At 55.3% G+C, this 23,580-nt stretch carries 18 protein-coding genes and 6 tRNA genes; 19 read left to right on the forward strand and 5 right to left on the reverse strand.

What is annotated here, in order from left to right:
* The first annotated feature begins 62 nt into the window (after positions 1 to 62).
* Together ybfF and ybfE are read left to right on the forward strand one after the other, a co-directional pair.
* Complete coding sequence (gene ybfF, locus MFP24_RS08780; protein ID WP_249228806.1) at positions 63 to 830, forward strand: esterase; 768 nt, start codon at positions 63 to 65, stop codon at positions 828 to 830.
* A gap of 162 nt (positions 831 to 992) precedes the next feature.
* The gene (ybfE, locus tag MFP24_RS08785; RefSeq protein WP_249228805.1) at positions 993 to 1,274 is read left to right on the forward strand and encodes a LexA regulated protein; all 282 of its coding nucleotides are present in this window, start codon (positions 993 to 995) and stop codon (positions 1,272 to 1,274) included.
* Positions 1,275 to 1,333: 59 nt separating this feature from the next.
* On the opposite strand, the gene MFP24_RS08790 is transcribed toward ybfE, so the two are convergent.
* Complete coding sequence (locus MFP24_RS08790) at positions 1,334 to 3,007, reverse strand: methyl-accepting chemotaxis protein (RefSeq protein WP_249228804.1); 1,674 nt, start codon at positions 3,005 to 3,007, stop codon at positions 1,334 to 1,336.
* Positions 3,008 to 3,407: 400 nt separating this feature from the next.
* Between MFP24_RS08790 and fldA the strand changes: the two genes are divergently transcribed.
* Positions 3,408 to 3,935 (forward strand): flavodoxin FldA, encoded by a 528-nt coding sequence (gene fldA / locus MFP24_RS08795; RefSeq protein ID WP_249228803.1) that lies wholly within the window; start codon positions 3,408 to 3,410, stop codon positions 3,933 to 3,935.
* 330 nt (positions 3,936 to 4,265) lie between these two features.
* Complete coding sequence (gene fur / locus MFP24_RS08800) at positions 4,266 to 4,715, forward strand: ferric iron uptake transcriptional regulator (RefSeq protein ID WP_009113795.1); 450 nt, start codon at positions 4,266 to 4,268, stop codon at positions 4,713 to 4,715.
* 90 nt (positions 4,716 to 4,805) lie between these two features.
* On the opposite strand, the gene glnS is transcribed toward fur, so the two are convergent.
* Positions 4,806 to 6,464, reverse strand: coding sequence for a glutamine--tRNA ligase (glnS, locus tag MFP24_RS08805; protein ID WP_249228802.1), 1,659 nt, complete (start codon positions 6,462 to 6,464; stop codon positions 4,806 to 4,808).
* 178 nt (positions 6,465 to 6,642) lie between these two features.
* Positions 6,643 to 8,130 carry an N-acetylglucosamine-specific PTS transporter subunit IIBC gene (gene nagE, locus MFP24_RS08810; protein WP_249228801.1) on the reverse strand — a complete coding sequence of 496 codons (1,488 nt, stop codon included), beginning with the start codon at positions 8,128 to 8,130 and terminating at the stop codon, positions 6,643 to 6,645.
* 317 nt (positions 8,131 to 8,447) lie between these two features.
* Here nagE and nagB point away from each other — a divergent pair, with 317 nt between their 5' ends.
* From nagB to MFP24_RS08860, 10 genes are all read left to right on the forward strand, one after another.
* Positions 8,448 to 9,248, forward strand: coding sequence for a glucosamine-6-phosphate deaminase (nagB, locus tag MFP24_RS08815; RefSeq protein ID WP_249228800.1), 801 nt, complete (start codon positions 8,448 to 8,450; stop codon positions 9,246 to 9,248).
* Positions 9,249 to 9,268: 20 nt separating this feature from the next.
* Positions 9,269 to 10,426, forward strand: coding sequence for an N-acetylglucosamine-6-phosphate deacetylase (gene nagA, locus MFP24_RS08820; protein ID WP_249228799.1), 1,158 nt, complete (start codon positions 9,269 to 9,271; stop codon positions 10,424 to 10,426).
* A gap of 6 nt (positions 10,427 to 10,432) precedes the next feature.
* Positions 10,433 to 11,656, forward strand: coding sequence for a DNA-binding transcriptional regulator NagC (nagC, locus tag MFP24_RS08825; RefSeq protein ID WP_249228798.1), 1,224 nt, complete (start codon positions 10,433 to 10,435; stop codon positions 11,654 to 11,656).
* Between the two features lie 275 nt (positions 11,657 to 11,931).
* On the forward strand, positions 11,932 to 13,593 hold the full coding sequence (gene asnB, locus MFP24_RS08830; RefSeq protein WP_249228797.1) for an asparagine synthase B: 1,662 nt from the start codon (positions 11,932 to 11,934) through the stop codon (positions 13,591 to 13,593).
* A 221-nt stretch (positions 13,594 to 13,814) separates the two neighbouring features.
* Positions 13,815 to 13,891, forward strand: a tRNA-Met gene (locus tag MFP24_RS08835).
* 6 nt (positions 13,892 to 13,897) lie between these two features.
* Positions 13,898 to 13,982, forward strand: a tRNA-Leu gene (locus MFP24_RS08840).
* A gap of 56 nt (positions 13,983 to 14,038) precedes the next feature.
* Positions 14,039 to 14,113: transfer RNA gene (locus MFP24_RS08845), tRNA-Gln, on the forward strand.
* 36 nt (positions 14,114 to 14,149) lie between these two features.
* Positions 14,150 to 14,224 (forward strand) — tRNA-Gln (locus MFP24_RS08850).
* A 56-nt stretch (positions 14,225 to 14,280) separates the two neighbouring features.
* Positions 14,281 to 14,357: transfer RNA gene (locus MFP24_RS08855), tRNA-Met, on the forward strand.
* A gap of 6 nt (positions 14,358 to 14,363) precedes the next feature.
* Positions 14,364 to 14,438 (forward strand) — tRNA-Gln (locus tag MFP24_RS08860).
* 68 nt (positions 14,439 to 14,506) lie between these two features.
* Here the strand turns inward: MFP24_RS08860 and MFP24_RS08865 are convergent.
* Together MFP24_RS08865 and ubiF are read right to left on the reverse strand one after the other, a co-directional pair.
* Positions 14,507 to 15,984, reverse strand: a protein-coding gene (locus tag MFP24_RS08865) for an IS1182 family transposase (RefSeq protein WP_407062003.1) whose coding sequence is annotated in 2 segments (ribosomal slippage) — positions 14,507 to 14,550 and positions 14,550 to 15,984 — 1,479 coding nt in all. Because the reading frame shifts where the segments join, the coding sequence is not laid out codon by codon here.
* 154 nt (positions 15,985 to 16,138) lie between these two features.
* Positions 16,139 to 17,305, reverse strand: coding sequence for a 3-demethoxyubiquinol 3-hydroxylase (gene ubiF / locus MFP24_RS08870; protein ID WP_249230145.1), 1,167 nt, complete (start codon positions 17,303 to 17,305; stop codon positions 16,139 to 16,141).
* Positions 17,306 to 17,511: 206 nt separating this feature from the next.
* On the opposite strand from ubiF, the gene miaB reads away from it, so the two are divergent.
* The 5 genes from miaB to lnt all read left to right on the forward strand — a co-directional run bounded on the left by miaB (position 17,512) and on the right by lnt (position 23,330).
* Positions 17,512 to 18,936 (forward strand): tRNA (N6-isopentenyl adenosine(37)-C2)-methylthiotransferase MiaB, encoded by a 1,425-nt coding sequence (miaB, locus tag MFP24_RS08875; protein WP_249230144.1) that lies wholly within the window; start codon positions 17,512 to 17,514, stop codon positions 18,934 to 18,936.
* Positions 18,937 to 19,267: 331 nt separating this feature from the next.
* Positions 19,268 to 20,323: a PhoH family protein gene (locus MFP24_RS08880; protein WP_249230143.1), complete on the forward strand. Its 1,056-nt coding sequence runs from the start codon at positions 19,268 to 19,270 to the stop codon at positions 20,321 to 20,323.
* Positions 20,320 to 20,799, forward strand: coding sequence for an rRNA maturation RNase YbeY (gene ybeY / locus MFP24_RS08885; protein ID WP_249230142.1), 480 nt, complete (start codon positions 20,320 to 20,322; stop codon positions 20,797 to 20,799). The genes MFP24_RS08880 and ybeY overlap by 4 nt, the downstream gene beginning before the upstream one ends.
* A 115-nt stretch (positions 20,800 to 20,914) precedes the next feature.
* Positions 20,915 to 21,793 carry a CNNM family magnesium/cobalt transport protein CorC gene (gene corC / locus MFP24_RS08890; protein WP_249230141.1) on the forward strand — a complete coding sequence of 293 codons (879 nt, stop codon included), beginning with the start codon at positions 20,915 to 20,917 and terminating at the stop codon, positions 21,791 to 21,793.
* Positions 21,794 to 21,800: 7 nt separating this feature from the next.
* Complete coding sequence (gene lnt / locus MFP24_RS08895) at positions 21,801 to 23,330, forward strand: apolipoprotein N-acyltransferase (protein WP_249230153.1); 1,530 nt, start codon at positions 21,801 to 21,803, stop codon at positions 23,328 to 23,330.
* Positions 23,331 to 23,580: the final 250 nt, after the last annotated feature.

Consider the following 23,580-nt stretch of genomic DNA (forward strand, 5'->3'; position numbering starts at 1 on the left):
GGCAACATAACGTCGTAAAGTCATGATACCCTAAGCGCCTATCTCTCTGAATGAACTTCACTATGAAATTGAATTATCGCCGGCAAAATGCGCTTCACCCCAATGGCAGGCCGCCCGTTATCCTGATGCACGGCCTGTTCGGCAATCTGGATAATCTTGGCGTGCTGGGCCGGGATTTGCAAAATCAGTACGACGTGCTGCAGCTGGATTTACGCAATCACGGCCTGTCGCCGCGTTCGCCGCAGATGACCTACCCGGCGATGGCGCAGGACGTGGCGGAGCTGATGGACCAGCAGCGGATTGAGCGGGCGATTGTTATCGGCCATTCGATGGGCGGCAAAGTCGCCATGGCGCTCAGCGCCCTTATTCCGCAGCGGCTGGAAAAGCTGGTGGCCATTGATATCGCCCCGGTGGATTATCAGACGCGCCGCCACGACGCCGTTTTCGCCGCCCTCAACGCCGTCACCGAGGCGGGCGCCGCATCGCGTTCCGCCGCCGCCGAATTGATGCGTCGGTTTATTAAAGAAGAAGGGGTGATTCAGTTTCTGCTGAAATCGTTCCAACAGGGCGAATGGCGCTTTAACGTGCCAGTGCTGTGGGATCAATACGAAAATATCGCCGGCTGGCAGGAGGTTCCCGCCTGGCAGGGGCCGATTCTGTTTATTCGCGGCGCAAACTCGCCCTATCTGGATGACGTTCACCGCGACGCCCTGCTGCGTCAGTTCCCCGCGGCCCGCGCCTATGTGATCAGCGACGCGGGTCACTGGGTCCATGCGGAAAAACCCGAGGCGGTATTGCGCGCCATTCATCGTTTTCTCGCCGCCGGATAGCCGGGATGCCCGGATTAACCGTTGTCGCCGCCAGCACGGCTGGGGTATGATGGCGCCCGCAGTAGAGGAACGGCTGATTCAGCCACAAGCATTGTAACCACATCATCAAAATGCGCGCGTCGGCGGGCGTTTTGGTCCGAAGACCTTGCAGTATCATTACCTATGGCAAAAGAACAAACGGATCGCACCACGCTGGATCTGTTCGCAGATGAGCGTCGCCCCGGTCGCCCGAAGACCAATCCGCTGTCACGTGATGAACAGCTAAGAATCAATAAGCGTAATCAGCTGCGGCGCGACAAGGTACGCGGGCTGCGGCGGGTCGAACTAAAAATCAACGGCGAGGCGGTCGATATCCTGAATAGCCTGGCTGAACAGCGGAACATCAGCCGCAGTGAACTTATCGAGCAGATGCTGTTGGCGCAGTTGGCCGAGCAAACGTTCTGAGATAACGATCTCTTATGGCTTGAGCGGCGTCATCCCTGACGCCGATAAAAAAACCGGACTTAGAATTTTTCCCAGTTATCCTGGCTGGGCGGCAGCGCTTTTGCGGCTGGCCCGGCCGCTACGGCTTTGGGCGCCGGCGCTGACTTCGCCGCGGACCGCGGCTGCAGATTCTGCTGTTCGGAGAGATGGAATAGCGAAACGGTCTGGTTCAGCAGCGCCGCCTGCTCTTCCAGCGACAGCGCGGCGGCCGAAGCCTGTTCCACCAGCGCCGCATTCTGCTGGGTCACGCTGTCCATTTCCGCCACCGCCTGCCCGACCTGGGCTATCCCCTTGCTCTGCTCTTCCGATGCCGAGGCGATTTCACCCATGATATCGGTAACATTCGTCACCGCGCGAACAATGTCGTGCATGGTGTTGCCGGCATCCTCAACCAGATTCGAACCGGTATCCACACATCTGACGGACTCGGAAATCAATCCTTCTATTTCCTTGGCCGCCTGCGCGCTGCGCTGCGCCAGATTACGCACTTCGCCGGCGACAACGGCGAAACCACGCCCCTGTTCCCCGGCGCGCGCGGCTTCCACGGCGGCGTTCAGCGCCAGAATATTGGTCTGGAACGCGATACCGTTAATCACCGTGGTGATTTCGGCGATCTTGCGCGAACTGCCGGAAATTTCCGCCATGGTTTTCACCACGTTCTCGACGATATCGCCCCCCTTCTTCGCCGTGGTGGACGCCTGTAAGGCCAACTGACTGGCATGGTTGGCATTTTCCGCGTTCTGTTTTACGGTGGCGGTCAACTGTTCCATGCTGGCGGCCGTCTCTTCCAGCGCCGAAGCCTGCTGTTCGGTACGCGACGACAGATCGTTGTTTCCCGCGGCGATTTCCGACGCCCCCTGATAAATCGAGTCGGTGCTGTTTCTGATGGTGCTGACCGTGTTCGCCAGGCTGGTTTGCATTTCACGCAACAGCGGGAATAATCTGCCGACGCAGTTGCGGCCAAAATCCTTGATAGGCTTTCCCAACTGGCCGGAGGCAATCACGCCGAAGTGATCGCGCAAATCATTTAACGGCCGCACCAGGCATGTCACCAGATAGCGATCGGTAAAGAACAGCAGCAGCAGTCCGATAACCAGCCCCGTCAGCAGAATGTTTTGACCGATGGCGGTGATCTGTTCAAAACGTACGCCGGCCGCGGCAAATTTCTCCGATCCCGCCTTATTGAAAGCGCTTATTGAAGCCCCGAACTGACGGCTTAGCGGCGGGACCACATTTTTAGCCTGCTCCTGGTATTCATCAAGCTCGTTCGCCGCCGCTTTTTGATATGAAAGCTCAACGCCCTGAACAATCAAATTATGCCAGTCGCGGCTGACCGCCTGAACCAGCGCATCGTCCAGCCCCGCATGGTCGATACCATTGAATGACACCAAATCCGCTTTTAATGTATTGAGCGCATTCAGCGCCGACGCCTGTTCTTTATCGGCCGTTTCATTATCGCCATTGCGGCGCGCATCAACGGCGCGGGCCAGGCGCGTAACCATCCGGAAATACTGATCGTTGCCCTGATTGACATAATTCATGTTTTGCACCAGCAGGCTGCTGGTCTTGGACGTCGCCGTCATCTCTTTGAAGGAAAACATGGTATAGAGCGACACGCCGCCCCACAATACGCAGAAAATGCCAAGCACCCACAACATGGCCGTTCTGATGGCAATGTTCTTTAAAAGTTTCATTGTTCACTCCAGACCTAAGCACGCATTAATAAAAATGTTTTAATGGTTAATCGGCTTTGTAGTACGAAATTCAAGCCGCCGGGAAGTGTCGCCGCTCCCTGGCATTGGTGTTCCGTGGTATTGAACAGATAAGATCACTTAATTAATCGACAAAACTCAGACAACATTTAACCCCGGTACGGCTCTTGTCGTAGTTTGTTTTCTATTCTGTGAACGAATTCATAACATTCTATAAATACAAATTTTTTTGAGCCCCGGAATTTCAGCTAAAAATTACCCGCCACAATTTACGTCTCCTTACCGATACGAGTTTCTCATGCCGGTAGTGTCTGTTATTATTAGGCGATAAGTGGGTGAAAAACGGCACCATACCATTAAGAATCAAGAGGTTATTTAATTCATGGCACTGATAGGAATTTTCTTTGGCAGTGATACCGGCAATACCGAAAACATTGCCAAGACGATCCAACAGCAGCTGGGAACCGACGTTGCTGAAGTTCATGACATCGCCAAAAGCAGTAAAGAAGACCTTGAAGCTTTCGATATTCTATTGCTGGGTATCCCCACCTGGTATTACGGTGAAGCCCAATGCGACTGGGATGACTTTTTCCCTACGCTGGAAGATATCGACTTTAGCGGCAAACTGGTTGCCCTGTTTGGCTGCGGCGATCAGGAAGACTATGCGGAATACTTCTGTGATGCCATGGGCACCATCCGCGATATCATCGAACCGCACGGCGCGACCATCATCGGACATTGGCCGACGGAAGGCTATTACTTTGAAGCGTCCAAAGGTCTGGCGGATGACAAGCATTTCATCGGCCTGGCTATCGACGAAGATCGTCAGCCTGAACTGACCGCCGAGCGCGTCACCGCCTGGGTAAAACAGATTAGCGAAGAGCTGAATTTGCCAGAGCTGCTGGCTTAACACCACGCCTTGGCTCTGACAACTCCCTCGTCAGAGCCAAATCAATAGAAAAAACCTTTCATTAAGATTGATACATTTTTTTAACTTCCGGCCACAATTCTGTACAATACCCACATCGGTTATGTATGTTCACCATCGTTTTCCTCATTTGCCAACAATGCATTGCGTGCTACCTCTGTATTGTGTGTGGGAATAACCTTGTTAACATTCCATGGTTTCCATTTTGAATGCACGGTTCTATAATTGAGACGCTATTACATTTTTTGAGCCGACCGATGCCATAGGCTAGATAGCCCCCATTGATTAAGTAAGCAACAGGACTAAACCCGCATGACTGACAATAATATCGCATTAAAGAAGGCCGGCCTGAAAGTCACACTTCCGAGACTGAAAATTCTGGAAGTATTGCAGGACCCGGAGTGCCATCACGTCAGTGCGGAAGATTTATATAAAAAACTGATTGATATGGGCGAAGAGATTGGTTTGGCGACCGTCTACCGCGTACTGAATCAGTTTGATGATGCTGGTATCGTCACCCGCCATAATTTTGAAGGCGGCAAGTCGGTTTTCGAACTGACCCAGCAACATCATCATGACCATCTGATTTGCCTGGATTGTGGCAGAGTGATTGAATTCCGTGACGAGTATATCGAAGCGCGGCAACGTGAAATCGCGGAAAGACACAGCATAAAACTGACCAACCACAGCTTGTATCTGTATGGCCATTGCAGTGAAGGGGATTGCCGTGAAGACGAAACCCTGCACGATGAAAAAAGATAAATCAACCGCATAAAAAATCGCAGGTGCGATTTTTAACAAATAAAACCGCCGAGGCGGTTTTATTTTTTTATCCTGTAGACGCCCCAGCAATTATCCCACCCAGGTATCCCGCAGGCCCACCGTACGGTTAAACACCAGATGCTGCGGAGTGGAATAAACCCGGTCGGCGCAGAAATAGCCTTCCCGTTCAAACTGATACGCTTTTTCCGCTTCCGCCTGCGCCAGGCTCGCCTCGACAAAACCACGGGTCACCTGCAGCGACTCGGGATTGATGGTTGACAGGAAATCATCCGCCGCCCCGGGGTTGGCCACGCTGAACAGCCGATCGTACAGCCGGAATTCCGCCGGCAGGCCATGCGCCACCGACACCCAGTGAATAACGCCTTTGACCTTGCGCCCATCGGCCGGATCCTTACTTAAGGTATCCGCATCGTAGCTGCAATAGATGGTGGTGATAACCCCCTGCTCGTCTTTATCGATGCGCTCCGCTTTGATCACATAGGCGTTGCGCAGGCGAACTTCCTTGCCCAGCACCAGACGCTTATACTGCTTATTGGCCTCTTCGCGGAAATCCGCGCGATCGATATACACTTCTCGGCTGAACGCCACCTGGCGGGAGCCCATTTCCGGCTTATTCGGATGGTTCGGCATGGTAACCAGCTCTTCATGATCCGCAGGAAGGTTCTCAATCACCACCTTCACCGGATCCAGCACCGCCATGGCGCGCGGCGCATTGGCGTTAAGGTCGTCGCGGATACAGGACTCCAGCGCCGCCATTTCAACGTTGTTATCCTGTTTGGTGACCCCGATACGGTAACAAAACTCGCGGATAGACGCGGCGCTGTAGCCACGGCGACGCAAACCGGAAATGGTCGGCATACGCGGATCGTCCCACCCTTCAACAATCTTTTCCGTAACCAGCTGGTTCAGCTTACGCTTGGACATAATGGCGTATTCAAGGTTAAGGCGGGAGAATTCATACTGCCGCGGATGGCAAGGTATGGTGATGTTATCCAGCACCCAGTCATACAGGCGGCGGTTATCCTGGAATTCCAGCGTACACAGCGAGTGCGTCACCCCTTCCAGCGCATCGGAAATGCAGTGGGTAAAATCATACATCGGGTAGATGCACCACTTGTTGCCGGTCTGGTGGTGTTCGGCGAACTTGATCCGATACAGCACCGGGTCACGCATCACGATAAACGACGACGCCATATCAATCTTGGCGCGCAAACAGGCGGTTCCCTCGGCAAAGCCGCCGTTACGCATTTTTTCGAACAGCTCCAGGTTTTCCTGCACGCTGCGATCGCGGAAGGGGCTGTTTTTGCCCGGCGACGTCAGCGAACCGCGGTATTCGCGGATCTGCTCCGGCGTCAGTTCATCGACGTACGCCAGCCCCTTGCTGATAAGCTCCACCGCATACTGATGCAGCTGATCGAAATAATCGGAGGAATAGCGTACGTCGCCGCTCCATGAGAAACCCAGCCAGTTAACGTCGCGTTTGATCGACTCAACGTATTCAATATCTTCTTTTACCGGGTTGGTATCGTCAAAACGCAGGTTGCATTGCCCGTTATAGTCGCGGGCGATACCGAAGTTGAGACAGATAGATTTCGCATGCCCGATATGCAGATAGCCGTTAGGCTCCGGCGGGAAGCGCGTCTGAATATGGTCATGCTTACCGGACGCCAGATCTTCATCAATAATCTGGCGGATAAAGTTGGTTGGGCGGGCTTCAGCCTCACTCATGCTTGGTTCCTCAATGCTTAAACGACATATAACCGCTAATGATCCAACAAGCCAAGCCGGGAAACAACCGTTAGTTTGATTAAATTATCGGTGATGAATAAAAACGGGGCGAGATAGCAATCTCGCCCCGCGATTTCATCTACTTACCATGGTTCACACAGTAAGATTCCGCTTTACGCTACGCCTCGCTGACTTTTTTCAGCGCGGACGCGATGGACTCCGCCTGGGTGCCCACCACAATCTGCACATTCTGCTTATTCAGCCGGATAATGCCCGCGGCGCCCAGCCGCTTGGCCAAGGCTTCATCCACCCGGCTGGAATCCGCCACGTTCAAACGCAAGCGGGTGATGCAGGAATCAATGGCCAGCAGATTATCTTTACCGCCGACGGCCTGCAAATAGCCGCGGGCCAGCGTGGTCATATCGCCCGACGCCGCCGCCGAGGCGTTTACATCATAGCCGTCCGCTTCGCTGCCGCTTACCGACAGTTCGCGTCCCGGCGTCAGCAGGTTGAAGCGCAGGATGGTGAAACGGAACGCCAGATAGTAAATAACGAAGAACGCCAACCCCTGCGGTATCAGCATATACCACTGCGTCGCCAGCGGGTTGCGGGACGACAGCACCATATCCACCAGCCCGGCGCTGAAACCGAAACCGGCGATCCAATGCATGCTGGCCGCAATAAACACCGAGATCCCGGTGAGCAGCGCGTGCAGAACATACAGCACCGGCGCCACAAACATAAAGGAGAACTCCAGCGGCTCGGTGATGCCGGTAAAGAATGCGGCGAATGCCGCGGCAAGCATAATCCCCGCCACCTTGCTTTTATTCTCCGGACGCGAGCAGTGATAAATAGCCAACGCCGCCCCCGGCAGGCCGAACATCATAATCGGGAAGAACCCGGCCTGATAACGTCCGGTAATGCCGGCGACCGCTTTCCCCGCGTCGATGGACTGTTGCCCGGCCAGGAAATTCGGGATGTCGTTAATTCCGGCCACATCAAACCAGAACACCGAGTTCAGCGCGTGGTGCAGACCGACGGGGATCAACAGGCGGTTGAAGAAGGCGTAAAGGCCGGCGCCGGTCGCGCCCAACTGCTGGATATACTCGCCAAAAGCGACCAGCGCGTTATAAATGACCGGCCACACATACATCAGGATAAAGGCGACCAGGATCATCAGGAATGAGGTGAGGATCGGCACCAGGCGCCGTCCGCTAAAGAATGACAGCGCTTTTGGCAGTTCCACCTGACTAAAGCGGTTATACAACTCCGCGGAAATCACCCCGACCAGAATACCGATAAACTGGTTTTTAATATTGCCGAACGCGGCGGGCACCTGATCCACCGGAATTTTCTGGATCATCGACACCGCTTCCGGCGAACCGAGCGTGGTCAGCACCAGATAGCCGACGAAACCGGTCAAGGCCGCGGCGCCGTCTTTATCCTTCGACATGCCGTAAGCCACGCCGACGGCAAACAGCGCCGCCATATTTTCGATAATGGCCGCGCCCGATTTAATAAACAGCGCCGCCAGGGCATTTTCACTTCCCCAGCCGACCGGATCGATCCAGTAGCCAATCCCCATCAGGAGCGCGGCGGCGGGCAGCGTGGCGACTGGCACCATCAACGCCCGGCCGATTTTTTGCAAATAGCTAAGAATACTCACATTTTCCTCTCTTCCCCTGTGGGACAAAAAACTGCCGGTTAAACTGGCTCACTGCCGGGTAAAACCACTGCGGGTGGTATTGGCATGGAGTGTAAGAAAAATATTTCGCTCCACAAATTAAACCCTTTCATTATGTGATAACAATCACTAAAAAATCGCATATAAAAAGATTATACCTGCATAAAACGCCAACTTATTTTAAGATAAAAAAAAACAGGCTACACTGATGCGCACTGTTATTTCACCGCTGAAACGCGCCGCCAAGGCGATTTAGCCCGATACTTGTTTAATCGTCCTCAACAATCAGGAGACCGCTGATGAGACTGATTCCCCTCGCTACCCCGGCTGAAGTCGGCAAATGGGCCGCACGCTATATCGTGCAGAAAATCAACGAATTCAACCCCAGCGCCGCCCGCCCTTTCGTGCTGGGCCTCCCCACCGGCAGTTCACCGCTGGAAGCCTACAAAGCGCTGGTGGCGATGCACCGGGCCGGAGAGGTGAGTTTTAAGCACGTGGTAACGTTCAATATGGATGAATATGTCGGCCTGCCCGCCGAACATCCGCAAAGCTATCGCAGCTTTATGCAGCAGAATTTATTCAATCACGTTGATATTCCGCCGGAAAACATTAACCTGTTGAATGGCAACGCGGAAGACATCGCAGCGGAGTGTCGCCGCTACGAAGAGAAAATCAAGTATTACGGCAAGATCCACCTGTTTATGGGAGGAGTAGGCAATGACGGGCATATCGCCTTCAATGAACCCGCCTCTTCTTTAGCTTCCCGGACTCGAATAAAAACCCTGACGGAAGAGACTCGCCTCGCCAACTCTCGTTTCTTTGGCGGCGATGTTAATCTGGTGCCGAAATTCGCCCTTACCGTCGGCGTCGGCACCCTGCTGGATGCCGAAGAGGTGATGATCCTGGTCACCGGACGCAACAAGGCCCAGGCATTACAGGCCGCGGTGGAAGGAAACCTAAACCATATGTGGACCATCAGTTGCCTGCAACTTCACGCCAAAGCGGTAATGGTATGCGACGAGCCGTCGACGATGGAGCTGAAAGTCAAAACCGTTAAATATTTCCGTGAATTAGAAACGGAACAGATGAAAAATCTTTAATCAGTGGTCGGGAGTTGACGATGTACGCTTTAACAAACGGCCGGATTTATACCGGCCACCAGGTGCTGGATAATCACGCGGTGGTGATCGCCGACGGTCTGATAGATAACGTTTGCCCCGTTAGCGACCTTCCCGCCGGGCTGAAAAGGCATGACCTCGGCGGCGCGTCGCTCGCCCCAGGATTTATTGATCTCCAGCTAAACGGCTGTGGCGGGGTTCAGTTCAACGACTCGCTGGAATCCATCTCGGTGCAAACGCTGGAAACCATGCATCAGGCCAACCTGAAGTCGGGCTGCACCAGCTTTTTGCCTACGCTTATCACCTGCAGCGATGAGTTTATGAAGCACGGCGTGGAAGTGATGCGCGCCTATCTGGCGCAGAACAGCTTCCAGGCGCTGGGCCTGCACCTCGAAGGTCCCTGGCTGAACGTGATAAAAAAAGGCACGCACAACGCGGACTTTATTCGTCAGCCGACGCAGGAACTGGTGGATTTCCTGTGCGCCAACGCGGACGTCATCAGCAAAATCACCCTGGCGCCGGAAAAAGTCGCCCCGGCGATAATCCGTCAGTTGGCGGACGCCGGCATCGTGGTTTCCGCCGGCCACTCCAACGCCACCTGGGAACAGGCCAAGCAGGGCTTTGCCAGCGGCATTCGCTTCGCCACCCACCTGTTCAACGCCATGCCTTATATCACCGGCCGCGAACCCGGCCTGGTCGGCGCCGTTTATGACGCCCCGGAAATCTATTGCGGCATTATCGCCGACGGCTGCCACGTGAGCTGGGCCAATATCCGTAACAGCAAGCGGATTAAAGGCGAAAAGCTGGTACTGGTCACCGACGCCGTGGCGCCGGCGGGATCGACGATTGACCGGTTCATTTTTGCCGGTAAAACCATATACTACCGCGACGGCCTGTGCGTGGATGAAAACGGCGTGCTCAGCGGTTCGGCCCTGACGATGATAGAAGCGGTGCGCAACAGCGTGGAACTGGCGGGGATCCCGCTGGATGAGGCGCTCAGAATGGCGACCCTTTATCCCGCGCGCGCCATCGGCATAGACGGGCAGCTAGGCAGCATTGAAAGCGGTAAAGTCGCTAATTTGACCGTTTTCGACCGTAACTATCACATTCTCAATACTTTTGTTAACGGCGGCGACAAAGAATTGACCATACGCGGGTAACTTTTCATGACCATTGGCGGACAAGCGCAGATAGGGAATGTTGATCTGGTTAAACAATTAAACAGCGCGGTCGTGTACCGCCTGATCGATCAACAAGGGCCGATTTCACGCATCCAGATAGCGGAACAGAGCCAGCTTGCCCCCGCCAGCGTCACCAAAATCACCCGTCAGTTGCTGGAGCGCGGGTTGATCAAAGAGGTGGAGCAACAGGCTTCCACCGGCGGCAGACGCGCCATTTCCATCGTCACCGAAACGCACCCGTTTCATGCCATCGCCGTGCGTCTCGGGCGCAATGACGCCACCGTCGCGCTGTACGATTTGCAGGGCAAATCCCTGGGGGACGCGCACTACGACCTGCCGGAAAAAACCCAGGAAAGCGTGGAAACCGCCCTGTTCAAAGCCATCGCCCACTTTATTGATAACCATCGGCCGCGCATCCGCGAGCTGATCGCCATTTCCGTGGCGTTGCCCGGCCTGGTCGATCCCCGCGCCGGCATCGTGCGTTATATGCCCCATATCAGCGTCAACAACTGGCCGCTGGTGGATAATATCCAGCGCCGTTTCCAGGTCGCCAGTTTTGTCGGCCACGATATTCGCAGCCTGGCGCTGGCGGAACACTACTTCGGCGCCACGCACGACTCGCTGGATTCGCTCCTGGTGCGCGTCCATCGCGGCACCGGCGCCGGGATTCTGGTTAACGGACAGATATTTCTCGGCACTAACGGCAACGTGGGAGAAATCGGTCATATACAGATTGATCCGCTGGGAGAGCGCTGTCACTGCGGCAATTTCGGCTGTCTGGAAACGGTCGTCGCCAATGGGGCCATCGAACAACGCGTGCGGCATTTATTGCAGCAAGGCTACCCCAGCAAAATAGAGCCGGATAACTGCACCATCGCCGCCATCTGCAAAGCCGCCAACCGGGACGATCCGCTGGCTCGCGAAGTGATTGAACACGCGGGACAATATCTGGGGAAAGCCATATCCATCGCCATCAACCTGTTTAATCCGCAAAAGGTGGTGATTGCCGGGGAAATTACCGCCGCCGAAAAAATCCTGCTGCCCGCCATTCAACGCTGCATCAATGCGCAGGTGCTGAAAGATTTTCGCAATAGCCTGCCCGTTGAAGTATCCGCATTGAACCACCTCTCGGCGATTGGCGCCTTTGCGCTGGTAAAACGCGCCATGTTAAACGGCGTTTTGTTGCAACATTTGCTGGAAATTCGCTGATCGCCGTTTTTTCTCATAAGAACGGGTTATGGAATCACTAAAAACATGGCGATTCCAGCGGATGAATTTATCGATTATTCATCAAATCGCCCTATAAATTATTCAAACAGCATCAGCATGGCTTTTTTTATTAGATGATATTGAATTCTTATAGCGTTTTGATGCTAAATCATTGTCACTGACACGGCATTGGTAATCAGTATGCAGGAAAAACGGCGGCGACATTGCTATCCGTAAATTGCAGCTGATTAATCTAAAATAATTAGGAGTCATCCATGTGTTCTATCTTCGGTGTGCTTGATCTCAAGACCGATCCTGTTGAAATGCGTAAAAAAGCGCTGGAATTATCACGCCTGATGCGTCACCGCGGACCGGACTGGTCCGGCGTCTATGCCAGCGATAAAGCCATTCTGGCCCATGAGCGCCTATCCATCGTTGATGTGAACACCGGCGCCCAGCCGTTGTACAACCTCGCGCGCACCCACGTCCTGGCCGTTAACGGTGAAATTTATAACCACCAGGCGCTGCGTCAGCAATATGGCGACCGCTACGCGTTCCAGACCGGCTCCGACTGTGAAGTCATCCTGGCGCTGTACCAGGAAAAAGGCCCGGAATTCCTGGACGATCTGCAAGGCATGTTCGCCTTCGCGCTCTACGACAGTGAAAAAGACGCCTACCTGATCGGCCGCGACCACCTGGGCATCATTCCGCTGTACATGGGCTACGACGAATTCGGCAACTTCTACGTGGCTTCAGAAATGAAGGCGCTGGTTCCGGTGTGCCGCACGATTAAAGAATTCCCCGCCGGCAGCTACCTGTGGAGCAAGGACGGAGAAATCCGTGAATACTATCATCGCGACTGGTTCGATTACGAAAACGTAAAAGACAACGAAACCGACGCCGCTGCCCTGCGCGACGCGCTGGAAGAGTCGGTAAAAAGCCACCTGATGTCGGATGTGCCTTACGGCGTTCTGCTCTCCGGCGGCCTGGACTCCTCGGTGATCTCCGCCATCACCAAAAAATACGCCGCCCGCCGGGTGGAAGACGACGAGCGCAGCGAAGCCTGGTGGCCGCAACTGCACTCTTTCGCCGTCGGCCTGAAAGGCGCGCCGGACTTGAAAGCCGCTCAGGAAGTCGCCGAACATCTGGGCACCGTGCACCACGAAATCCACTTCACCGAGCAGGAAGGGCTGGATGCGATTCGCGATGTGATTTACCACATTGAAACCTATGACGTGACGACCATTCGCGCCTCTACCCCGATGTATCTGATGTCCCGTAAAATCAAGGCGATGGGCATCAAGATGGTACTGTCCGGCGAAGGCTCCGACGAAGTGTTTGGCGGCTATCTCTATTTCCACAAGGCGCCGAACGCCAAAGAGCTGCATGAGGAAACCGTGCGCAAACTGCTGGCGCTGCACCAGTATGACTGCGCGCGCGCCAACAAGGCGATGTCGGCCTGGGGCGTGGAAGCGCGCGTGCCGTTCCTGGATAAAAAATTCCTGGACGTGGCGATGCGCATCAACCCGCGCGATAAAATGTGCGGCAACGGCAAAATGGAAAAACACATTCTGCGCGAATGCTTCGAATCATACCTGCCGCACAGCGTGGCATGGCGTCAGAAAGAGCAATTCTCCGACGGCGTCGGCTATAGCTGGATTGATACGCTGAAAGAAGTTGCCGCGCAGCAGGTTAGCGACCAGCAGTTGGAAACCGCGCACTTCCGTTTCCCGTACAACACGCCGACCTCCAAAGAAGGCTATCTGTACCGTGAAATCTTCGAAGAGCTGTTCCCGGTTCCCAGCGCCGCGGAATGCGTGCCTGGCGGCCCGTCAGTCGCCTGCTCTTCGGCTAAAGCCATTGAATGGGATGAATCCTTCAAAAAGATGGACGATCCTTCAGGCCGCGCGGTTGGCGTACACCAGTCCGCATACTGATCGCCGGTTTTATTTTTCGCTATTGCAACGGGCCGCACAGGCCCGTTTTTCTATCTGATTTAGTGGTAAAGCCGGCTTTTTGACGCTTTTCTCACCAGACTGTTCACAACCCAAACAAACGGCGCAGGGTAAGCCCTTTTCGGGAAAAAATTTGTTGACGCAATTAGGCCAACTACGCATAATGCGCCCCGCAACGCCGATGAAGGTGACGCGGAAAAGATGGCTACGTAGCTCAGCTGGTTAGAGCACAGCACTCATAATGCTGGGGTCACAGGTTCGATTCCCGTCGTAGCCACCATCTTTTGCGGGAGTGGCGAAATTGGTAGACGCACCAGATTTAGGTTCTGGCGCCGCAAGGTGTGCGAGTTCAAGTCTCGCCTCCCGCACCATTACTTTCACGGCTTGAAATAGCTTTTCGAAGCTTGATAATGGTTTTATTTAGTTTTGGGGTATCGCCAAGCGGTAAGGCACTGGTTTTTGATACCAGCATTCCCAGGTTCGAATCCTGGTACCCCAGCCATATTTAAGCAGCATTACTGAAAAGTAATTGCCCTGTTGGGGTATCGCCAAGCGGTAAGGCACTGGTTTTTGATACCAGCATTCCCTGGTTCGAATCCAGGTACCCCAGCCATCTAATTGATGTTTAAAGATTTTTGTTGAAACATAACAAAAACGGCAGTACAATTCGGCTACGTAGCTCAGCTGGTTAGAGCACAGCACTCATAATGCTGGGGTCACAGGTTCGATTCCCGTCGTAGCCACCACATTTTTGGGGTATCGCCAAGCGGTAAGGCACCGGATTCTGATTCCGGCATTCCCAGGTTCGAATCCTGGTACCCCAGCCAAATAAAGAAGCCCGCTAACGCGGGCTCAGATTGCTGACGAACCCCACATTTTCCGTGGGGTTCTTGTTTTATAAGCGACCGTAGGTCGCGAGCGCGATATTTTTTGCCTTCAGCCCATGACCACGTTTAGTGTCATCATCCGCTTCTTATTGCGCCTTATCAGGCCGCATTCAGCCAGCAACACCAGACAAAACAGCGCCAGCAGCGCCATCTTCTTCATATTCTGCGCCGTGGCCGCCAGCAGGCATTGCATCTGCACTTTCATCAGCCCCCGGAACCGCGCATACCGATGACCGTGATGTTGTTTCGCATCCGCGAAGCTCCGCTCCACCGTTTCCTTGCGCCGTGCGTATATCTTTTTACCCCATGTCGTCAGCCGCAGCGCATTCGCCTTCTCCTTTGCCTCTTCCCAGACATGTCGGGTAAGGGTTTTCTCTCCCTTTTTGTTTTTCGTACAGTTATCTCGTAACGGACATCCGACACAGACGCGGGCATCCGAACGGTAGTGCCGGTAGCCGTTACGGTCTGTCGTACCGTACGTCAGTAACCTTTCCGCCGGACAGATATACACATCCCGCTCCGGGTCATAGGTAAAGTGTTTTTTCTGATAGACATTCTTTCCCTTGTTCGGTCGCCGGTAACCCGGCACCAGCGCCACGCCCATCTCCTGCGTCAGATGACACACCGCCGCCGTAAAGTACCCCGCGTCCACCCCCGCCGCCACCGGCTCCAGCCCGAAGCGTTGTATCTGCCGCTCAAGTCGGCCTATATACGGCTGGCTGTCATGCACGTTGCCCGGCGTCACATGGGTATCCATGATGATGCCGTGTTTCCCGTCCACCGTGCGGTGGTCCAGATAGAAGAAGCCCTGCGGCTTGTTGTCCCGGTGCATGAAGCCGCTTTCCGGGTCGGTGGTGCTGGCCTTGGTGTTCTTAACGGCGGCTTCGCTTTCTGGCTGCTTTTTTACGGCGGGCAGCGGCTTTTTTTCGTGTTGCTTCCGGTCGGCCTCCACGGCGGCGTTAAGCTGTTCCAGATACTCGCTCACCCCTTCAGGGCGCAGTTCATTCACCGCCTTGCGCGGGTTGGCGTCCGCCTTGAGGTGTGTGCTGTCGGTATAAAGCACCCGGCCATTGGCCATGCCGTTTGCCAGCGCCTGCTCGACGATATGGTCAAAAATCTGCTGGAAGACCTCGCTGTCGTTGAAGCGGCGGATGCGGTTCTGGCTGAGGGTGGAGGCGTCAGGCACTTTTTCAGTCAGGCCCATGCGCAGGAACCAGCGGTAGGCATTATTGACCTGGATTTCTTTCACCAGACGGCGCTCGGAAGGGATACCGAAGAGGTAGCCGAGCAGCATCATTTTAATCAGTCGCACCGGGTCGATGGCGGGACGTCCGTTATTGGGGCAATAGAGGTGGGCGACGGTGTCGCGGATAAATTCGAAATCGATGGCGGCATCAATTTTGCGCACCAGATGGTCTTCAGGCACCAGTTCTTCGAGGGTAACCATTTCAAACTGGTACTGCTGTGGGGCGGGTTCTCTGAGCATGGCGGTCAGTCCGTTTTTTGCACTGACCTTATTAGATCAAAGTCCTGACCGGGAGGCCAGGACTTTGTCAACAGTCTGAGCCCGCTAACGCGGGCTTTTTTTATGGCGGGCAATCATAAAGATTGCCGACGGTACGAAGCCAATAATCTCCCGCTTAAACACCTATCGCATACTTCAACGCACGCTGTTTTAATCCGCCGGCGCGCTGCGCGGCCATCAATGCCAGATTGCGCGCCACGCCGAGCGGCGCAAGCGAATTGCTGAAAGCGCTGTAGAACAAATCCATGCCGCTTTGCATCAGCAGATTATCCGGCATACGGCGACGCTGGTAACGGCGTAATACCGGCTCCGAGCACCACTCCTCGCCGGCATCGCGGGCATGGGTTAATACCTCCAGCAATGCTTCCACGTCCCGATACCCCAGATTCACCCCCTGCCCGGCCAGCGGATTGATGGTATGCGCCGCGTCGCCCAGCAGCGCCAGCCCCGGCTGCACATAGGTTTGCGCATGGCGCCGCACCAAAGGAAAGGAGCCGGCGGCCAGCGCTTTCACCCGTCCCAGGCGCGGCGGGAAGGTCGCCGCTATCTCCTTATCCAACTGGGCGAGCGGCATGGCCTGAAGCTGACGGATGCGCTGCGGGCTGTCATACCACACCAGCGATCCCCAGTGGTCGAACAGCGGCAGAAAGGCGCGCGGTCCGGCGGGCGTAAACTGCTGCCAGGTAACATCCTGCTGGGGGAGCGAGGTCTCCACGCCGATCAGCATGCAGGACTGGCGATACTGCCAGCCGCTGACGCCAATCCCCGCCCACTGGCGGATGCGGGAGTTGGCGCCGTCAGCGCCTATTACCAGCGGCGTCGTCAGGCTCTGGCCGTCATCAAGCCGCAGCCGCCATCCCGCGTCCGTGCGCTGCATGCCTTGCAGACCGCTCGGGCAGTAGCAACGGCAGCGCTCAACCTCATTCAGGGAGGACCATAGCGCCAGTTGCAACACCCGGTTTTCCACCATAAAACCCAGCTCGGGTAACCGGATATCCGCCGCATCGAACACCACGCGGGCATTATCCCATTCCCAGGTTTCCAGACGGCGATAAGGAGCGCTGCGCATCTGTTGTACCCGCGGCCAGGCGCCAAGCTGTTTCAGCAGGGCAACGGAACCCTGACCGATCGCCGAAATGCGTAAGTCCGGCGGGCTGGCGGGGTCAAAAGGGACGGGTAATTCCTGCTCGATCACCGCCACCTGAAAACCATTGCGGGCCAATCCCAATGCAACAGCAGCCCCCACCATTCCGCCCCCGACAACGATCGCATCATAATGCATACTGGTTTATCCCTATCTGGCTATGCTTCTTATCAGCAATATAATAGAAAACAGTGTACTGGATTTCAGGCCGACTTTTTATAAAAGCCGGCCGCCCCGCCAAGGCGAATGTTTGCGGACTCTGGTCACAACGGCAGCAAAAGATTACAATACGCGCCCCCAATAAAGGGAAAGCTTTCTTACCCGCACTGAGTAATGGCAAGTCGATGACAAAAAAACTGCATATTAAAACCTGGGGCTGTCAGATGAATGAGTACGACTCATCCAAGATAGCCGACTTACTGGGAAGTACGCACGGTTATGAACTAACCGAGATCGCGGAAGAGGCCGATGTTCTGCTGCTGAACACCTGCTCCATCCGTGAAAAAGCGCAGGAAAAGGTCTTCCATCAACTTGGCCGCTGGAGAGCGCTGAAAGAGAACAACCCAGAGCTGATTATCGGCGTTGGCGGCTGCGTGGCTTCGCAGGAAGGCGCGCACATCCGGGAACGCGCGCACTATGTCGATGTCATTTTCGGCCCGCAAACATTACATCGCCTGCCGGAAATGATTAACCACGTTCAGGGCACCCGTAGCCCGATAGTGGATATCAGCTTCCCTGAAATAGAGAAGTTCGACCGGCTGCCGGAACCGAAGGCGGAAGGCCCGACGGCGTTCGTCTCCATTATGGAAGGGTGCAACAAATATTGTACCTACTGCGTCGTGCCTTATACCCGCGGCGAAGAAGTCAGCCGTCCGTGCGATGACGTGCTGTTTGAAATCGCCCAGTTGGCCGCGCAAGGGGTGCGTGAAGTAAACCTGCTGGGGCAGAACGTCAACGCCTACCGCGGCGCCGCCTACAATGGTGAAATCTGCTCATTCGCCGAACTGCTGCGCCTGGTGGCGGCCATCGACGGCATCGACCGCATTCGTTTCACCACCAGCTATCCGATTGAGTTCACCGACGACATCATCAGCGTCTATGAAGACACGCCGGAACTGGTCAGCTTCCTGCATTTGCCGGTACAGAGCGGCTCCGACCGCGTGCTGAACATGATGAAGCGTAACCACACCGCGCTTGAATATAAGGCGATCATTCGCAAGCTGCGCAACGCGCGCCCGGATATTCAGGTAAGTTCCGACTTTATCGTCGGCTTCCCCGGCGAAACGCAGGCGGACTTTGAACAGACCATGAAGCTGATCGCCGATGTCAATTTCGATATGAGTTTCAGCTTTATATACTCCGCTCGACCGGGAACCCCGGCGGCGGACATGGTGGACGACGTCACGGAAGAAGAGAAAAAGCAGCGTCTGTACATTTTGCAGGAGCGCATCAGTCAGCAGGCGATGCAATACAGCCGCCGCATGCAGGGCACCATCCAGCGCATTCTGGTGGAAGGCACCTCGCGCAAGAGCGTGATGGAGCTGTCAGGACGCACGGAGAACAACCGCGTGGTCAACTTTGAAGGCACGCCGGACATGATCGGTAAATTTGTCGATGTGGAAATCGTCGACGTTTACCCTAACTCGTTACGCGGTATTGTGGTGCGCACCGAAGATCAGATGGATCTGCGCGTGCACGAATCCCCTTCCGCGGTGATTGCCCGCACCCGTAAAGAGAACGAAATCGGCGTGGGGATCTACCAGCCCTGATCTGCGAAGCGGGTCGCACCTCCAAACTGTGGGTGGCGTTGCCACCCATTGAGGTTGCTGACAAACCTTCCCAACCCCGTCATTCCCGCGGCAGTAGGCGGGAATCTCCCCCTGAAACCGCAAACAGCCATCGGCAGATTCCCGCTTTCGCGGGAATGACGGAAGTGGGACCGCGGAGGAAGACCGTGGTGTATCATGGACTTTGTCAGCAGATTGCTACTTGCACTATTTGCCATTAGCGATAAATAATTCATGCATGCGGCGCAGCGAAAACTGCGCTATCTGATACAGGTCGTCACGCGGCCTGCCGCTAAAGACCAAGAGGAATAATTTGAACGTAACGACAAGAGAGATTGCCCTTGAACCCGCAGATAACCAACGCCTGCAAAGCCTCTGCGGCCCGTTTGACGACAACGTTAAGCAGTTGGAGCGCCGTTTAGGCATTGAGATTAATCGGCAGGATAATAGATTCAAGCTGGTCGGCAAAACGCTCTGCGTAGAGGCCGCCGCCGATATTCTGCACCGTCTGTACGTCGATACCGCTCCGGTGCGCGGCGCCATCGGCGATGTCGAGCCCGAGCAGATTCACCTCGCCATTAAAGAATCGCGCGCGCTGGAACAGTCGGCCGAAAGCGTTCCGGATTACGGCAAAGCGATTAACATCCGCACCAAGCGCGGCGTGATTAAACCGCGTACCCCCAATCAGGCGCAATATATCGCCAACGTGCTGGATCACGACATCACCTTCGGCGTCGGCCCGGCGGGAACGGGGAAAACCTATCTGGCCGTGGCCGCCGCCGTCGACGCCCTCGAACGTCAGGAAATCCGCCGTATTCTGCTGACGCGCCCCGCCGTGGAAGCCGGCGAGAAACTGGGCTTTCTGCCCGGCGATCTGAGTCAGAAGGTCGATCCCTACCTGCGCCCGCTGTATGACGCCCTGTTTGAGATGCTCGGGTTCGAGAAAGTCGAAAAGCTGATTGAACGTAATGTGATCGAAGTAGCGCCGTTGGCTTACATGCGTGGCCGTACCCTGAACGATGCGTTTATCATTCTGGATGAAAGCCAGAATACCAGCATTGAGCAAATGAAGATGTTTCTGACCCGCATCGGCTTTAACTCCAAGGCGGTGATCACCGGCGACGTCACGCAGATCGACCTGCCGCGCAACCAGAAATCGGGCCTGCGCCACGCCATCGAAGTACTGGCCGACGTCGAGGAAATCAGCTTTAATTTCTTCAACAGCGAAGACGTGGTGCGCCACCCGGTAGTGGCCCGAATCGTCAATGCCTATGAAGCCTGGGAGATTGCAGACCAGAAACGCAAAGACGCGCTGGCGGAACAACGCAAACGGGAAGCGCAGTCGGCCGCAGAGCAGGAACGCAAATGAGTCAGGTCATTCTCGATTTACAAATCGCCAGCGAGCAGACCCTGGGCCTGCCTGATGAAAAAGATTTCCAGCGCTGGCTGGATGGGGTGCTGCCCCAGTTTCAGGCGGTTTCAGAGGTGACCATCCGCATCGTGGACGAGGCGGAAAGCCGCCACCTGAATCACACCTACCGGGGTAAAGACAAGCCGACCAACGTGCTCTCCTTCCCGTTTGAAGCGCCGCCGGAAGTGGAGCTTCCCCTGCTGGGCGATTTAATCATCTGCCGTCAGGTGGTGGAACAGGAAGCGGCCGAGCAGGAAAAGACGCCGGAGGAGCACTGGGCACATATGGTTGTCCATGGTAGTCTGCATCTGCTAGGGTATGACCATATCGAAGACAGCGAAGCCGAAGAGATGGAGGCGCTGGAAACGGAGATTATGCAAAATATGGGGTATGCCGATCCCTATCTTGCGGAAAAAGACGGCCTTGCCGATTAAATAGCCAATTTGATTTTACGCAATTGCTTATTTCCACGTCAGTCAGGCTGCATCATGTTTACACCCAACCTGCTGATAATTATTCATTAACATGAGTGATATTCACTAAAACGCCATGAGCGACGACCATTCTCAAAACAGCGATAGCCCCAGTCCCAAGAAGGGTTTCTTTTCCCTTATTCTCAATCAGCTTTTTCACGGTGAACCAAAAGATCGCAACGATCTGCTGACGCTTATCCGTGATTCGGAACAGAACGACCTGATTGATCCGGAAACCCGCGATATGCTCGAGGGCGTGATGGATATCGCCGAGCAGCGCGTGCGCGATATCATGATCCCGCGTTCGCAGATGATTACCCTGAAACAGAATCAAACGCTGGAAGAGTGCCTGGATGTCATTATCGAATCCGCCCATTCCCGCTTTCCCGTCATCAGCGAAGATAAAGATCATATCGAAGGGATCCTGATGGCCAAGGACCTGCTGCCGTTTATGCGCAGCGATTCCGAGCCGTTCAGCATGGATAAAGTGCTGCGCTCCGCGGTGGTGGTGCCGGAAAGCAAACGCGTCGACCGGATGCTGAACGAATTCCGCTCTCTGCGCTATCACATGGCCATCGTGATTGACGAATTTGGCGGCGTTTCCGGTCTGGTCACCATTGAAGACATTCTTGAATTGATCGTCGGCGAGATTGAAGACGAATACGACGACGAGGAAGACCGCGATATTCGCCAGCTCAACCGCAACACCTATACCGTGCGCGCGCTCACCGACATTGAAGACTTCAATGAAGTGTTCGGCACGCAGTTCAGCGACGAAGAGGTCGATACCATCGGCGGTTTAATCATGCAGTCTTTCGGCCACCTGCCCGCCCGCGGGGAAACCATCGAAATAGAAGGTTACCTGTTTAAAGTTGCCATGGCCGACAGCCGCCGTATCATTCAGGTACACGTCCGGATCCCTGACAACGCGCCTCAACCGCAACTGGAAGACTAATTTGACAATGGCCGTCCTCTCTTTACTGCAACGCCAGCAGGTTCGCGTCCTGCTGGCGCTCTTGTTTGGCGCCTGCGGCACATTGGCGTTTTCTCCGTTTGATATCTGGCCGGCGGCGCCGCTCGCCTTGATGGGATTGCAGGCCCTGCTGCTGAATCGAACCGTACGCCAGTCAGCCTGGATCGGCTTCGGCTGGGGATTCGGCCTGTTCGGCAGCGGCGTAAACTGGGTATACGTCAGCATTGCCCAGTTCGGCGGCATGCCCGAGCCGGTCAACGTCGCGCTGGTGGTGCTGCTGGCCGCCTATCTGGCGCTCTATCCGTTGCTGCTTTCCGTTCTGCTGGCGCGTTTGTGGCCCAAAACCACCTGGTGGCGCCTGGCGATCGCCGCGCCCGTGCTGTGGCAGGTGACCGAATTTCTGCGCGGCTGGGTGCTCACCGGTTTTCCGTGGCTGCAGTTCGGCTACAGCCAGATTAGCGGCCCGCTGAAAGGAATCGCGCCAATTCTGGGCGTCGACGCCATTACCTTCCTGCTGGTGAGCATCAGCGGCCTGCTGGTTTTCGCCCTGCATCAACGCCGCATCGGACCAGCGGTTATCGCCCTGACGCTGCTGGCCTTGCCATGGTCGCTGCGTAATATTCAATGGTATGACCTGCGGCCGGAACGCGCGGTAAATGTCGCGCTGGTGCAGGGCAATATTCCTCAGGAACTGAAATGGAACCCGGAACAGCTGCTGAGTACGCTGAGAGTCTATCTGGATAACAGCCTGCCTTATCTGGATAAGGCGCCGATTATCATCTGGCCCGAATCGGCCATTCCGGACATCGAGGTACGCCAGGAGCCTTACCTTGCGCGGCTCGATGAGCTGCTGCGCAGCCACAATAGCCGCCTGGTTACCGGTATTGTCGACTCGCGTCGCAATGGCTCCCTGTTTGATGATTACAACAGCATTATCGTGCTGGGTGATAAAACCCCTTACCGCTATCCGACCGCGAACCGTTACAATAAGCACCACCTGGTGCCGTTTGGCGAATTTGTTCCGCTGGAAGCGCTGCTGCGCCCGCTGGCGCCGCTTTTCGATTTACCCATGTCCTCTTTCAGCCGCGGCAATTACATCCAGCCGCAGTTGAACGTTGACGGCCATAAGCTGACCCCGGCCATCTGCTACGAAATTATCCTGGGCCAGCAGATGCGGGATAACTTCCGTGAAGACACGGATATGCTGCTGACCATTTCGAACGACGCCTGGTTCGGCCACTCCATCGGGCCGTGGCAGCACTTCCAGATGGCGCGGATGCGCGCGCTGGAGTTGGGCCGTCCTTTGGTGCGCGGCACCAACAACGGCGTTACCGCCGTGATCTCCCCTGACGGCGCCATCAGCGCCAGCCTGCCGCAGTTTACCCGCGCGGTGCTGGATACCCAGGTCGTTCCCGCTTCCGGGCTCACTCCCTACGCCCGTTTCGGCTCCTGGCCGCTATGGGTAATTACCCTGCTGGGCGGTTTTAGCGCCATTATCTTCAGCCTGCGTCGCCGTTAACCCTCCTCTCCAAGACTTCACGCCAAAGGCATGTTAACCCATGCCTTGAGGCATTCATTGGCACGATCTTTGCCTCTTAATATCTTGTAAATGATTGTCGCAATGTTTTTTTGCGGTTTTGCTGCGAAAGCGCTCACATTTGGGGCAAGCCTCGCACCAAATTAGTGCGACGCGATTTTTATGCTGCTCCTTGGTGCGCATTAACTCGCAAAAAACAAACATTTTTACATCAATCCATTTACAATGAGCT

This window comes from Brenneria tiliae, assembly GCF_023347575.1.
GTDB lineage: Bacteria > Pseudomonadota > Gammaproteobacteria > Enterobacterales > Enterobacteriaceae > Brenneria > Brenneria corticis.

Excerpts from the sequence above, each read along its gene's own strand:
- ybfF (WP_249228806.1), top strand. The coding sequence starts at position 63 with ATGAAATTGAATTATCGCCGGCAAAATGCGCTTCACCCCAATGGCAGG.
- ybfE (WP_249228805.1), top strand. The coding sequence starts at position 993 with ATGGCAAAAGAACAAACGGATCGCACCACGCTGGATCTGTTCGCAGAT.
- MFP24_RS08790 (WP_249228804.1), bottom strand. The coding sequence starts at position 3,007 with ATGAAACTTTTAAAGAACATTGCCATCAGAACGGCCATGTTGTGGGTG.
- fldA (WP_249228803.1), top strand. The coding sequence starts at position 3,408 with ATGGCACTGATAGGAATTTTCTTTGGCAGTGATACCGGCAATACCGAA.
- fur (WP_009113795.1), top strand. The coding sequence starts at position 4,266 with ATGACTGACAATAATATCGCATTAAAGAAGGCCGGCCTGAAAGTCACA.
- glnS (WP_249228802.1), bottom strand. The coding sequence starts at position 6,464 with ATGAGTGAGGCTGAAGCCCGCCCAACCAACTTTATCCGCCAGATTATT.
- nagB (WP_249228800.1), top strand. The coding sequence starts at position 8,448 with ATGAGACTGATTCCCCTCGCTACCCCGGCTGAAGTCGGCAAATGGGCC.
- nagA (WP_249228799.1), top strand. The coding sequence starts at position 9,269 with ATGTACGCTTTAACAAACGGCCGGATTTATACCGGCCACCAGGTGCTG.
- nagC (WP_249228798.1), top strand. The coding sequence starts at position 10,433 with ATGACCATTGGCGGACAAGCGCAGATAGGGAATGTTGATCTGGTTAAA.
- asnB (WP_249228797.1), top strand. The coding sequence starts at position 11,932 with ATGTGTTCTATCTTCGGTGTGCTTGATCTCAAGACCGATCCTGTTGAA.
- ubiF (WP_249230145.1), bottom strand. The coding sequence starts at position 17,305 with ATGCATTATGATGCGATCGTTGTCGGGGGCGGAATGGTGGGGGCTGCT.
- miaB (WP_249230144.1), top strand. The coding sequence starts at position 17,512 with ATGACAAAAAAACTGCATATTAAAACCTGGGGCTGTCAGATGAATGAG.
- ybeY (WP_249230142.1), top strand. The coding sequence starts at position 20,320 with ATGAGTCAGGTCATTCTCGATTTACAAATCGCCAGCGAGCAGACCCTG.
- corC (WP_249230141.1), top strand. The coding sequence starts at position 20,915 with ATGAGCGACGACCATTCTCAAAACAGCGATAGCCCCAGTCCCAAGAAG.
- lnt (WP_249230153.1), top strand. The coding sequence starts at position 21,801 with ATGGCCGTCCTCTCTTTACTGCAACGCCAGCAGGTTCGCGTCCTGCTG.